This window comes from Camelimonas lactis (assembly GCF_004342915.1).
Classification (GTDB): Bacteria; Pseudomonadota; Alphaproteobacteria; order Rhizobiales; family Beijerinckiaceae; genus Camelimonas; species Camelimonas lactis.
In genome coordinates, this window is sequence record NZ_SLWL01000003.1 from 250,692 (window position 1) to 264,248 (window position 13,557).

Sequence of the window (13,557 nt, forward strand, 5' to 3'; positions counted from 1 at the left end):
TTCCGCCCAAAGGCCTCAGTCGTTGGCGTCTTCGGCCCTCTCGGCCTTCTGCTTCGCCTCGAGGTCCTCGCCAGTGGTCTGGTCGACCACGCGCATGGACAGGCGCACCTTGCCGCGGTCATCGAAGCCCAGCAGCTTCACCTTGACCTTCTGGCCTTCCTTGACCACGTCCGTCACCTTGGCGACGCGCTGGGGCGCCAGCTGCGAGATATGGACCAGACCGTCCTTGGCGCCGAAGAAGTTGACGAAGGCGCCGAAGTCGGTGGTCTTCACCACGGTGCCGTCATAGATCACGCCGACTTCCGGCTCCGACGCGATGGACTTGATCCAGTTCATGGCCGCTTCGATCGACTTCAGGTCGGCCGAGGCGATCTTGATGGTGCCGTCGTCGCTGATGTCGACCTTGGCGCCGGTCTTCTCGACGATCTCGCGGATGACCTTGCCGCCCGAACCGATGACTTCGCGGATCTTGTCCTGCGGAATCTTCATGGTCTCGATGCGCGGCGCATATTGGCCGAGCTCGCTGCGGGCTGCGGTCAGCGCCTTCGACATTTCGCCAAGGATGTGCTCGCGTCCGCCCTTCGCCTGATCAAGCGCCACGCGCATGATCTCTTCGGTGATGCCGGCGATCTTGATGTCCATCTGCAGCGAGGTGATGCCCGACGCCGAGCCGGCCACCTTGAAGTCCATGTCGCCAAGGTGGTCCTCGTCGCCCAGGATGTCCGAGAGGACGGCGAAACGGTCGCCTTCCAGGATCAGACCCATGGCGATGCCAGCAACCGGCGCGCGCAGCGGCACGCCCGCGTCCATCAGCGCCAGCGACGAACCACACACGGTGGCCATCGATGATGAACCGTTGGACTCGGTGATCTCCGACACCAGGCGGATGGTGTAGGGGAACTCGTGCTTGGCCGGCAGCATCGGGCGCACGGCGCGCCAGGCGAGCTTGCCATGGCCGATTTCGCGGCGGCCAGGCGAACCCATACGGCCGGTTTCGCCGACGGAGTAGGGCGGGAAGTTGTAGTGGAGCAGGAAGTGCTCCTTGTAGGTGCCTTCCAGCGAATCGATGAACTGCTCGTCGTCCGCGGTGCCCAGCGTCGCCACGACCATGGCCTGGGTTTCGCCGCGGGTGAACAGCGCCGAACCGTGGGTGCGCGGCAGGAAACCGACTTCCGACACGATCGGGCGCACGGTGCGCACGTCGCGACCGTCGATGCGCACGCCGGTGTCAAGAATGTTCCAGCGGACGATCTTGGCCTGCAGCTCCTTGAAGACGCCCTTCACGGTCTCGGCCGGGAAGCGCGGCTCCGCGCCCTCGGGGAACAGGGCGGCGAACACCCTGGCCTTGACGGCGTCGACAGCGGCATAGCGGGCCTGCTTGTCGGTGATCATATAGGCCTTGCGCAGATCGGCCTCGGCGATCTCCAGCACGACCTTCTCGATTTCGGAAACGTCAGCGACGGCCAGGTCGCGCGGCTCCTTGGCGGCGCGTTCGGCCAGGCGGATGATGGCGTCGATCACCGGCTGGAAGTGCTTGTGGCCGAACATCACGGCGCCGAGCATCACGTCCTCGGACAGCTCTTTGGCTTCCGATTCGACCATCAGCACGGCGTCGGTGGTGCCGGCGACCACCAGGTCGAGCTCGGAGCCTTCACGCTCGGCAAAGGTCGGGTTCAGCTTGTACTGGCCGTTGGCGTAGCCGACGCGGGCGGCGCCGATGGGGCCCATGAACGGCGCGCCGGACAGGGTGAGCGCCGCGGAGGCGGCCACCATGGAGACGATGTCCGGGTCATTCTCCAGATCGTGCGACAGCACGGTGATGATGACCTGGGTGTCACAGCGCCAGCCATCGGCGAACAGCGGGCGGATTGGGCGGTCGATCAGGCGGGAAACCAGGGTTTCCTTTTCACTCGGACGACCTTCACGTTTGAAATAACCGCCGGGAATGCGGCCGGCGGCGAAGGTCTTTTCCTGGTAGTTGACCGTCAGCGGCATGAAGTCGATGCCGGGCTTGGGCTCTTTCGCCGCAACGACTGTGGCCAGCACGGTGGTCTCGCCGTAGGTGGCGAGCACGGCGCCGTCGGCCTGGCGGGCGATGCGGCCGGTTTCGAGCGTCAGCTTCGAACCTGCCCAGATCAGCTCTTCGCGTTGAATATCGAACATGTATTTCTTTCCATGGGTATGCGGTCCGGCCACCGGGTGCGCCATGAGCAAGATGGCGGGGGGCTCGCGCTTCAGGGCGAGCCGCCGGCTATCCTGCTCCGGCCTGGCCGGAACATCATTTGTGGGACCTTGGTCCCGGCGTCGCCAGCCAATTTTGGCCAACATAGCTGAACGGGCGCGCCTTTGTGGCGACAGCACTTCAGCGTGGAAGCGGCTTCATCGCAGAAACCACCCGGCGCGGGCGCCCAGCGCCAGCGGGTAAATCCCTCACGCACGGTCCTGGCGTAGTGCTCAGGACGCGCGGACAGTGATGTGCGTATCGGTCGGAACGGCAGGCGCCAGATAGCCGGCGCACGCCTGTTTGTATGGGCTACCTGTCGGGCGTCGCCGGGCGCGCTCCGAACCTGTCGCCCGATGCCTGCGAGGCGATCAGCGGCGGATGCCGAGACGCTCGATCAGCGAACGGTAGCGGGCTTCGTCCTTGCGCTTGACGTAATCAAGCAGCTTGCGGCGCTGCGAAACCATCTTGAGCAGGCCACGACGGGAATGGTTGTCCTTGTTGTGGGCCTTGAAGTGCTCGGTCAGGTTGACAATGCGCTCGGTGAGGATCGCCACCTGGACCTCGGGGGAGCCGCTGTCGCCGTTCGACGTCGCGTATTCCTTGATCAGTTCCTGCTTGCGCTCAGGCGTAATCGACATCGGTTGTTCCTTTCAGTTGGAATATGGCCCTGCCGGGATGTCGTCCAGCAGGGTCGGGATGCACGCGCCTGTCCGCAGACGGGAGCGCACGGCGGCGCTTATGCACCAATCAGGCGGATTTGGCCATAACATTTTCATGCCGGCCATCACCGCCTTGTGGCAAGAAGCGCCCATTAATCAAAAGGATATGGCAAAATATCCGCCTGCGGGGACGTGGCGGCCAGGGGGCAAAAGGGCTTCAGCCGCGCTCTCCGAGGTTAAAAATCCGCTTCGGATGCAGCTCGCCCCGGTCGAAATCCGCCAGCGCCACAAGGCGCCCGGCCAGCATGACGGCGACGGCGCCTTCGAACACCGGGGCGTCGCGACCACGCAACAGCACGCTTTGTCCCCGCGTCAGACGACCCGCGCCGGTGCGGTCGACGGTGACCGCGGGCAGGTCGCACAAAGCGGTGACCACCGGCAGAAGCGCGGCGTCGGGCAGCCCATCCGGCGCTTCCGAAGCGAGGGTCTCAATCGCGTCGAGGGTAACGGAATTGTGGAGGTTGAACGGCCCGACCCGGGTGCGGCGCAGGGCCGCCACATGGCCGAAGCAGCCGAGATTGCGGCCGAGATCCCGGGCGATGGCGCGCACATAGGTGCCCTTGCCGCACTCTGCCTCGAACAGGGCCCGGTCGTCGGTGCGGTTGACCAGACGCAACTGCTCAATGGTCACCGCGCGCGGTTGCAGTTCGACCGCCTCTCCTTCCCGCGCCCGGTCGTAGGCCCGCTCGCCGTCGATCTTGATGGCGGAGAATTTGGGCGGGACCTGCAGAATGGTGCCGGTGAAGCGCGGCAGCAGTTCGGCGATGGCGTCGGGCTCTGGGCGCGCGTCGGAACTGGCCACCACGTGGCCTTCCGCGTCGTCGGTATTTGTCTCCTCGCCCCAGGCGACGGTAAATGCATAGGCCTTGCGGCCGTCCATGACGTATGGAACCGTCTTGGTCGCTTCACCAAGAGCGATGGGCAGGATGCCGGAAGCCAGCGGATCCAGCGTTCCGGCGTGGCCGGCTTTGCGGGCCCGGAACAGCCGCTTGATGACGGCGACGGCATGAGTCGACGTCATGCCGACCGGCTTGTCCAGCACCACCCAGCCGCTGACGTCGCGTTTCTTCGGGCGCGGCGCGGCGGAGGCCACGATCCGGGCTTCAGCTTCCTCTGTCATTGGTCTTCCATTCCGGAGCATCCGGCGGTGCGGCGGTCCGGCGTCGGTTGGAGGCTACTCCCGTGCGGGCGAACCCGGAACCGGAGCGGTCATGACGGTTCCGGCGCCGGCAAACAGCCTGACGCCCGGAAACGCCAAAATCAGGGTGGCGGAGCGTTTCACGATTCCAGGCTGAATGGAAACATTCCCGGATCACACGGCAAATGGCGCCGGCGCGGGGCGTCGGGAATATGGTTGCCGCCAGTCACGCCTGGTCGTCGGTTTCCTGTGGCTTCGCGAGGTCGGCCTGGACCTTTTCGGACTGGAGCAGCCGCTCGATGCGGCCTGCTTCGTCGAAGGTTTCGTCGCGGCGGAATCGCAGGTCTGGCGCATAGCGCAGATTGATGCGGTGGGCCAGTTCGGTGCGGATATGCCGCTTGTGCCGGTCAAGGGCGGCGATCACCGGCTTCTCGTCCTTGCCGCCGAGCGGCATGACATAGCACGTGGCCAGTTTGAGGTCCGGCGACATGCGAACTTCCGGCACCGTCACGACATTGCCGCTGAGGGCGTCATCCTGGATCTCGCCGCGGGCGAGGATCTCCGCCAGGGCGTGACGGACGAGTTCGCCCACGCGCAACTGGCGTTGCGAAGGGCCGGAGGATGGGGAGGCGGCGCGTTTTGCCATTGGGGTCACTGTCTTCGCCAGGGCGACGTGCGGTCGCACTGGACCGGGGATCGCCGCATTGTTCTGAACTTACGCAGTTTCCTGACTCAAAGCGACGTCCGCCCGGCTGGAAAATGCTCCACGATGCGCCCGCCGGAGCAAATGCCTGCTCCGGATGGCGATAGATCCGGATCTGGATGCCGAACGGTTTTTTCGCAGTTTTGCGTCGGGCGATATCCCGCACCTGGGCTTGCGGATCATCCGCCGCCCGGCTGTTCCCGACGCTGTCCCGATACACACAGCCCGCGCACGGGCGTCGTCATGCCGTGGATCACGGGAACGGCGCGCATGTGATTGATGCGCGCCGTCACTGTCACTGCAGGGTGCGGCGGATTTCCTCGACGCGGTAGCATTCGATGACGTCGCCCTTGCGCATGTCCTCGAAGCGTTCGAAGGCCATGCCGCACTCCTGGCCGGAGCCGACTTCCTTCGCGTCATCCTTGAAGCGCTTGAGCTGGCTGAGCTTGCCTTCGTGGATGACGATGCTGTCGCGGATAATGCGCACATGGGCGCCGCGCTCGACCACGCCGTCGGTGACGCGGCAGCCGGCGACCTTGCCAACCTTCGACACGTCGAAGACTTCCTGGACCACAGCCTCGCCGAGTCGGTGCTCGCGCAGGGTCGGCGCCAGCAGGCCCGACATCGCGTCACGCACGTCATCAATGAGATCATAGATGATGTTGTAGTAACGGATCTCGATGCCGGCCCGGTCGGCCGCTTCGCGCGCTTCCTTGTTGGCGCGGACGTTGAAGCCCATGACGGTCGCTTTCGAGGCGCCGGCGAGGGTCACGTCGGACTCGGTGATGCCGCCGACGCCGGCGTGCAGGATGCGCGCCGTGACTTCGTCATTGCCGAGCTTCTCGACCGCACCGCGAATGGCCTCGACGGAACCGTGCACGTCGCCCTTGACGACCAGCGCCAGCTCCTTCTTGCCGCCGCCCTCGCGCAGGTCGCGCATCATGTCGGCCAGTGAGCGACCGGCGCCGGCGCCGCGCGCCGCCAGCTTCTCGCGCCGCTGACGGGTGCGGAAGTCGGTGATCTCACGGGCGCGGGCCTCGTTCTCGACGACGGCGACGCGATCGCCAGCCTCGGGGGTGCCGTTGAAGCCCAGCACCTCGGCCGGGACCGACGGGCCTGCTTCCTTGATCTGGGAACCGTTGTCGGCCACCAGGGCGCGCACGCGGCCCCATTCGCAACCGGCGACAACAATGTCACCAACCCGCAGGGTGCCGCGATCGACCAGCACCGTGGCCACAGGGCCACGACCGCGATCGAGCTTGGCCTCGATGACGTTGCCTTCCGCCGAACGGTCGGGGTTGGCGCGCAGGTCGAGAATCTCGGACTGCAGCTGCAGGCCTTCCAGCAACTTGTCGAGATTGGTTCCCGCCTTGGCCGAAACCTCGAACTCGAGCGTCTCGCCGCCCATGGACTCAACCACAACCTCGTGGCGCAGCAGTTCGTTGCGCACGCGCTGCGGATCTGCCGAGGGCTTGTCGATCTTGTTGATGGCGACAATCAGCGGCACGCCGGCGGCGCGGGCATGGTCGATCGCCTCAATGGTCTGCGGCATGACGCCATCATCAGCGGCCACAACAAGCACGACGATGTCCGTCACCTTGGCGCCGCGGGCGCGCATGGACGTGAAGGCGGCGTGACCGGGCGTGTCGATGATGGTGATCTTGCCGCCGAGCGGCGACGTCACCTGATAGGCGCCGATGTGCTGGGTGATGCCGCCAGCTTCGCCGGACACGACGGTGGTCTTGCGCAGGGCGTCCAGCAGCGAGGTCTTGCCGTGGTCGACGTGGCCCATGATGGTCACGACCGGCGGGCGCGGCAGCTTCACCTCATCCACGTCATCGGCGCTGAACAGGCCTTCCTCAACGTCGGATTCGGCGACGCGGCGCACCGTATGGCCAAGCTCTTCCGCGATCAGCTGCGCGGTGTCCGCGTCGATCACATCGGTAATCTTGTGCATCTGGCCCTGGCGCATCAGCAGACGGATCACGTCCACGCCACGCTCGGACATACGGTTGGCCAGTTCCTGAATCGTGATCGTTTCAGGAATGGTCACCTCGCGGGACAGACGCTCCTTCTGCTCGCTTGCTGCGCCGCGATTCATGCGCTGCATGCGGCGGCGGAAGGCGGCGACCGAGTGGGTGCGCTCCTCACCAGCGTTGTGGGCGGTGCTGATGGTCAGACGGCCGCGACGGCGCTCATCGCCGGCGCCCGACTTGCCAGGCTTGGGCGCGGCGGCGGGGCGCAGGGCGCCGGGCCGCCGGGCGCGCGGCGCCTCGTCATCGGTCGCGGCGGCGGGACGGCCAGCGGGGGCCGCCGTCGCGGGACGCGGGCTTGCGGGCTGCGTCGTTGTCGTCGCTGCAGGCTTGGCCGGCTCGGCCGGCTTTGGCGGCGCAGGTGGGCGCGGCGACAGCAGCACAGGGGGGCGTGAGCCAGCTGGACGCGGGCGCGCCACGATGGCCGTTGGCGTCGCCGGCCCGGTTTCATAACGGGGCGTGGGCTCCGGCGTCGGCGCGGCCTTTGCCTCGGATTTGGCCTTCTGGGGCGCGGGAGCGGGCTGTGGCGCAGACGGGGCGGCGGCCCTGGCGGCCTCCTCCTCGGCGCGCAGACGGGTCTGCTCTTCGCGCTGGCGCGCTTCAGCCGCCTCACGCTCCGCCTTTTCAGCGGCTTCGCGTTCGGCGCGGCGGCGCTCCTCCTGCTCGGCCTGCTTGCGCTCCTCGACCTCGCGTCCCTTGGCGAGCGCCAGCGCCCGGATACGGGCCTCGCGTTCGTCGTCGGTCAGCGTGCGCAGAACAACGCCGGTCGGACGCTGGCCCGCGGCCGGACGCCTGGGGGCGGCGGCTGAAGGCGCGGCGGGGCGCGGCGCGGCGGGGGCAGCGGGAGCAGCCTCCTTCGCCTCACCTGGCCCGACGGCGCGACGCTTCACCTTCTCAACCACAACCGCCTTGCTGCGGCCATGGGAGAAACTCTGCCTCACCGTCCCATGCTCGACCGGGCGCTTGAGCGTCAGCGTCTTGTTCTGCCCTCCGCTGATCGTCTTGTCGCCCGGGTTCTTGCTATCGCTCATTCCGTTCCTGCCGCTCGCATGCCGGATCAGCTGATCCGCATATACCTCGTGCAGGTCCATGGCGTTGAACCATGGGCCTGTCAATCTGCCGGACGCTGTGGTCCGCGTGGGGACCGCCGGCAGGCTTCTCAAATCCGGCGACCGACGGCGCTCATGCTGCGCCGCTGTGGCCTGCACGGGTGCTCCAGGGCATGGGGCCCGGGGGCGCATCAGGGGGAAAACGCTGCAATCAATCGGGCGCGCTATCGCCCGGCTGGTCTGTCGGGAGTTCCGCCACGTTGGCTGTCGTCGCCCGATACGCGTTCAACCTGCCCCAGCACGCCAGGAATCCTGTGCTGGCGGGACCGGCTTCCAGGGCAGCATGTATCACATGTACCCCACCTAATGCCAAACTCAAATCGTCTGAGTCAAATGCATCGATCACATGGACTGGTCGCTGGTCCGTCAACTGACGCCGGCGCAACATCTGTCCAATCTTGCGGACGCCGTCCGGGGCGGCGTCCCTCGCATGCAGCAAAGCCACAATATTGGCCCTGTTGATGGCGCTTTCAACCTTGGTGAAGCCGGTGACGGCTTCTCCGGCCTTGCTGGTGAAAGACAGCGCCTGAATGGCGTCCTTGACCAGCAGGGCGTCGATCTCCCCGACAAGATCCGGCGAAACCTCCACCGGTTGCTTCAGGCTTCTGGCAAAAGCCTTGCGCTTCATCGCCTGGGCCACGAGCTCGGCGGACAGGGTCACCCAGACGCCGCGTCCCGGCAGCTTCCGCTTCAGATCCGGCGTCAGGCGGCCGTCCGGCGCGGCGACGAAGCGCAGCATCTCCGCTGGCGGCCGCGAGTTGCGGGTCACGATGCAGAGCCGCTCCGGTCCCCGGTCATCTTCTTCGCGCCGCTGCGCCACGTCGTCCTCATCCCTCGAAAGCCCTGGATTGATGGCGGTCCGCCCAGACGGGCGGAATACGCCATAACCCTGATATCGGGCGCGCCCGAAATGTTTGAAGGCGCCAGCGCCGGTTGGCTGGCGTCCATCACGTCAGGCGCTGGCTTCGTCGCCCTGTTCGCCTGCGGCTTCAGTCTGGTCGTCCGCCTGGGCTTCGGCGTCGCCGTCTTCAACGCCTTCAGCTTCCACTTCCGGTTCGGGCGCCTCGATCCAGCCGGCCAGCACGCGGGCGTCCATGATCATGGCTTCCGCTTCGACGCGGGACACGTCGAAACCATCCAGCGCGCCCTTGTGACGGATGACCTCGCCGTCCTTGCGCTCGGCCCAGCCGCACAGGTCGTCCGGCACGGCGCCGGCCAGATCCTCCAGCGAGCGGATGTCGTTCTCGCCAAACGCCACCAGCATGGCGGTGGTGACGCCGTCGACCTGACGCAGGTCGTCGGAAACGCCCAGTTCGGCGCGTCTGGCGTCCTGCTCCGCTTCCAGCTGGTCGAGGTGCTCCTGCGCGCGGGTCTGGATTTCCTGTGCGGTGTCCTCGTCGAAGCCTTCGATCGACGCCAGTTCCGGCAGGTCGACGACAGCAAGCTCCTCAACCGAGCTGAAGCCCTCTGACGCCAGCAACTGGCCGACGACCTCGTCCACGTCCAGGGCTTCCATGAACAGGGTGGTGCGCTCGGCGAATTCCTTCTGGCGACGCTCCGATTCCTCGGCCTCGGTCATGATGTCGATGTCCCAGCCAGTCAGCTGGGAGGCCAGACGCACGTTCTGGCCGCGACGGCCGATGGCCAGCGACAGCTGGTCGTCCGGCACCACCACTTCGATGCGCTCGCTCTCTTCGTCGAGAACCACCTTCACCACTTCGGCCGGCTGCAGGGCGTTGACGATGAAGGTGGCGTTGTCCGGCGACCAGGGAATGATGTCGATCTTCTCGCCCTGCAATTCACCGACCACCGCCTGCACGCGCGAGCCGCGCATGCCGACGCAGGCGCCCACCGGGTCGATCGAGCTGTCGCGCGAGACGACGGCGATCTTGGCGCGGGAGCCCGGGTCGCGGGCCACGGCCTTGATCTCGACGACGCCGTCATAGATCTCGGGGACTTCCTGCGCGAACAGCTTCGCCATGAACTGCGGATGGGTGCGCGACAGGAAGATCTGCGGGCCGCGGGTTTCGCGACGCACGTCATAAACATAGGCCCGAACGCGATCGCCGGGGCGGAAGGCCTCGCGCGGGATCAGCTCGTCGCGGCGGATGATGCCTTCGGTGCGGCCAAGGTCGACAACGACGTTGCCATATTCGGCGCGCTTGACGAGGCCATTGATGATCTCGCCAATGCGATCCTTGAATTCCTCATACTGCCGGTCGCGTTCAGCTTCGCGCACTTTCTGCACGATCACCTGCTTGGCCGACTGGGCGGCGATGCGCCCGAAATCGAACGGCGGCAGCGTCTCGGCGATATAGTCGCCCGGCTGCGCCGCCGGATTGCGCTTGCGCGCGTCGGCGACCGAAATGTGAATGGCGTCGTTCTCGACCTCGTCGGTCACCAGCAACAGGCGCGACAGGCGGATCTCACCGCTCTTGGGATTGATCTCGGCCCGCACCTCCGTCTCGCTGCCGTAGCGCGAGCGGGCGGCCTTCTGGATCGCGTCTTCCATGGCGGCGAGCACGATCTGACGATCGATAACCTTCTCGCGCGCCACAGCATCGGCGATCTGCAGCAATTCGAGCCTGTTGGCGCTGATGGCCATGGGTCTCTCCCTCTTTCAACCACCTGGTGCATTTCCGGGGGCGCTGTTCGCCCGATTTCCCGAAATGCCTCATTCCCAAAATGAACATCTTCATGGGAAGCCGCGGCTTCGCGCCAGGAAAATGCATCACCAGAACCGGTAAGGAAAATCCAGGTCCATGCCGGCCGGGTTTCCCATTCAGAATATTAGTGCGGGCGGCCCTGACCGGCGTCGTCTGGCGTATCGTCGCCGTCGAACTCCCCGTCCAGATCCGCGTCGTCTTCTTCGTCGACTTCGCCCCGCGCGTGGCGGGCCGCCTTGTCGCGGCGCAAGGCCTCGGCGATCACGGCGTCGGTGAGCAGCAGACGCGCTTCGAGAATGTCAGACAGGGCCAGGCGCGCCACCCGATCCTCGTCAGCAGCCGCGTCCAGCCGCTCGACCAGCACATGGCCGTCGTCCACGCCGCGCAGCACGCCGCGATACTTGCGCCGCCCCGAAACGAGCGCGTTGAGCTCGACCTTGGCTTCATAGTCGGCCCAGCGCGTGAAATCGGAGGCGCGCACCAGGGGACGGTCGATGCCCGGCGAGGAGATTTCCAGGTGGTAGGCCCGGTCGATGGGGTCATCCACGTCCAGCGCCAGCGACACCGCCCGGCTGATTGCCTCGCAATCGTCGACGGTCATTGTGCCGTCCGGACGCTCGGCCATGATTTGCACCGTGCAGCCGTTCTGGCCTGTGACCTTGACGCGCACCAGCACGTAACCCAGGTCCTCGATGACCGGCTCGACGATCGTGGCGACCCGCGCCGCGACGCCCGATTCGGTGACAACCCGCCTGTCGGCTGTATCCGCCATGGAAACTGCGACCTCATGAAGCCCGCCGCCAGGAATTCCGCCGGCCGGGCTGTGATCATGTGCGGACCATACCGCACAGGTAAGACAAAAAGAGCGGACCCCGGCTGGAGCCCACTCTCCGGTTCGGTTTGTAACAAACCGTTCTGGAATGTCGGAATAACGGCAAGATAGCTCCCGGCGTCGTCATTGACAAGCCGCCGGCGCATTTTCTTCGGGCAAGTCTGTTTCTTCAGGCAGGTCTGTCCGGGGCGCGCCGGACAAACGTCAGATAGCTCGGCGTCCGCCCTTCACGGAACGCCTTCTGCTCGTAGCGGGTGCCGGGCCAGTCAGCCCAGGGCTGGCGCCAGTCGTCGGCCCGCTCGGCTGTCCAGTCGAACTGGCCCGAGGCCATCACCCGCGCCAGGGTCCAGGCCGCGTAATCGTCAATGTCCGTGGCGAAACGGAAAACCGCGCCTGGCTTCAGCGCCCGCGCGAGGTTGCTGACGGTTTCGGGAGAGACGATGCGGCGTTTGCGCTGGCGGCGCTTCGGCCACGGATCGGGGTAAAGGATGAAGGCGCGGTCGAGGGAGGCGGCCGGAAGACGGGGCAGGAGTTCGGTGGCGTCGGCGTCATGCAGGGCGAGGCGCTGCAGGTCCGGCTCGCCGGCCAGCAGCTTGGCCATGCCGTTGATGAACGGTTCGCAACCAATGAAACCGACGTCGGGGTTCAGCTGCATCTGGTGCAGGAGATGCTCGCCGCCGCCAAAGCCAATTTCCAGCCAGACCTGTGCAACCGGTCGGGCGAACAGCGCCCCCGCGTCGTTTATGACGTCAGCGCCGATGCGCAGGCGCGGCAGCGTCTCTTCCATCAGACGGGACTGCTGCTCGCGCAGGCGGTGTCCTTTCCTGCGGCCATAGAAGGAGCCGGCGCGGGGCTGTTCGGTCGTCATCGCCTTTGTCGTCTTTCCAAAAACAAACGCCGCCCCGGACAGGGCGGCGTCAAATCACCAGTTCGCCCTGTTCAGCCGGCGACGGCCTTGCGAATCGCGTCGGCCAGATCGGTGCGCTCCCAGGAGAAGCCGCCGTCTTGTTCCGGCGTCCGGCCGAAGTGACCGTAAGCTGCGGTGCGGGCATAGATTGGCCGGTTCAGGCCAAGGTGCTGGCGAATGCCGCGTGGCGACAGGTCCATCACATCCATCAGCACGGTTTCCAGCCGGGCTTCATCCGCCTGGCCCGTGCCGTGCAGGTCGACATAAAGCGACAGCGGGCGCGACACGCCAATGGCGTAGGAAAGCTGGATGGTGCAGCGGTCGGCAAGGCCGGCGGCCACCACATTCTTGGCCAGGTAGCGGGCGGCATAGGCGGCCGAGCGGTCGACCTTGGTCGGATCCTTGCCGGAGAAGGCGCCGCCGCCGTGCGGCGCAGCGCCGCCATAGGTGTCGACGATGATCTTGCGGCCTGTCAGACCGCAATCGCCGTCCGGGCCGCCGATGACGAATTTGCCGGTTGGATTGACGTGCCAGATGGTCGCATCCGAAATCCAGCCTTCCGGCAGGGTTTCGCGCACATACGGCTCCACGATGGCCTGCACGTCATGGGAGGTCAGCGTGTCGTCCAGATGCTGGGTCGACACGACGATCTGCGTGGCGGCGACCGGCTTGCCGTTCTCGTAGCGGACGGTGACCTGGCTCTTGGCGTCCGGTCCAAGAACGCCGGATTCGCCGGATTTGCGCGCCTCGGTCAAGCGCTTCAGGATATTGTGGGCGTAATAGATCGGCGCCGGCATCAACTCCGGCGTTTCGCGGCAGGCGTAGCCGAACATGATCCCCTGGTCGCCGGCGCCTTCGTCCTTGTTGCCCGCCGCGTCGACGCCAACGGCGATGTCGGCGGACTGGGCGTGCAGCAGCACGTCGATCTGGCTTTTCTCCCAGTGGAAACCGTCCTGCTCGTAGCCGATGTCGCGGATGGCGAGGCGGGCGAGGTGGGCCAGATATTCCGGCGTCAGCGTCGCGGGACCACGGGTTTCACCCGCGATCACCACCTGGTTTGTGGTGGCCAGGGTTTCACAGGCGACGCGCGCCTCGGGATCGGCGGCCAGGAAGGCGTCGACAATGGTGTCGGAAATGCGGTCACACACCTTGTCCGGATGACCTTCTGACACAGATTCACTGGTGAACAGGTAATTCTGACGCGACACCCGAGCCTCCGGACGAAT

10 protein-coding genes are annotated in these 13,557 nt (G+C 66.1%); all 10 read right to left on the minus strand.

What is annotated here, in order from left to right; translation table 11 throughout:
* Nucleotides 1-15 precede the first annotated feature (15 nt).
* Complete coding sequence (pnp, locus tag EV666_RS05650) at nucleotides 16-2,163, minus strand: polyribonucleotide nucleotidyltransferase (protein WP_132004352.1); 2,148 nt, start codon at nucleotides 2,161-2,163, stop codon at nucleotides 16-18.
* 429 nt (nucleotides 2,164-2,592) lie between these two features.
* Entirely contained in the window at nucleotides 2,593-2,862 is a 270-nt protein-coding gene (gene rpsO, locus EV666_RS05655; RefSeq protein WP_132004355.1) for a 30S ribosomal protein S15, read from the minus strand.
* Between the two features lie 238 nt (nucleotides 2,863-3,100).
* Entirely contained in the window at nucleotides 3,101-4,063 is a 963-nt protein-coding gene (truB, locus tag EV666_RS05660; protein ID WP_245514230.1) for a tRNA pseudouridine(55) synthase TruB, read from the minus strand.
* Nucleotides 4,064-4,307: 244 nt separating this feature from the next.
* Nucleotides 4,308-4,727 (minus strand): 30S ribosome-binding factor RbfA, encoded by a 420-nt coding sequence (rbfA, locus tag EV666_RS05665; protein WP_132004622.1) that lies wholly within the window; start codon nucleotides 4,725-4,727, stop codon nucleotides 4,308-4,310.
* Between the two features lie 352 nt (nucleotides 4,728-5,079).
* Nucleotides 5,080-7,848 (minus strand): translation initiation factor IF-2, encoded by a 2,769-nt coding sequence (infB, locus tag EV666_RS05670; protein WP_132004382.1) that lies wholly within the window; start codon nucleotides 7,846-7,848, stop codon nucleotides 5,080-5,082.
* A 229-nt stretch (nucleotides 7,849-8,077) separates the two neighbouring features.
* Complete coding sequence (locus EV666_RS05675; protein ID WP_132004385.1) at nucleotides 8,078-8,746, minus strand: RNA-binding protein; 669 nt, start codon at nucleotides 8,744-8,746, stop codon at nucleotides 8,078-8,080.
* A 132-nt stretch (nucleotides 8,747-8,878) separates the two neighbouring features.
* Complete coding sequence (gene nusA / locus EV666_RS05680) at nucleotides 8,879-10,531, minus strand: transcription termination factor NusA (protein WP_132004388.1); 1,653 nt, start codon at nucleotides 10,529-10,531, stop codon at nucleotides 8,879-8,881.
* Nucleotides 10,532-10,716: 185 nt separating this feature from the next.
* Complete coding sequence (gene rimP, locus EV666_RS05685; protein WP_132004391.1) at nucleotides 10,717-11,364, minus strand: ribosome maturation factor RimP; 648 nt, start codon at nucleotides 11,362-11,364, stop codon at nucleotides 10,717-10,719.
* A 229-nt stretch (nucleotides 11,365-11,593) separates the two neighbouring features.
* The gene (gene trmB / locus EV666_RS05690; RefSeq protein ID WP_132004394.1) at nucleotides 11,594-12,292 is read right to left on the minus strand and encodes a tRNA (guanine(46)-N(7))-methyltransferase TrmB; all 699 of its coding nucleotides are present in this window, start codon (nucleotides 12,290-12,292) and stop codon (nucleotides 11,594-11,596) included.
* 71 nt (nucleotides 12,293-12,363) lie between these two features.
* Nucleotides 12,364-13,539, minus strand: a complete 1,176-nt coding sequence (gene metK / locus EV666_RS05695; protein WP_132004397.1) for a methionine adenosyltransferase — start codon at nucleotides 13,537-13,539, stop codon at nucleotides 12,364-12,366.
* Nucleotides 13,540-13,557: the final 18 nt, after the last annotated feature.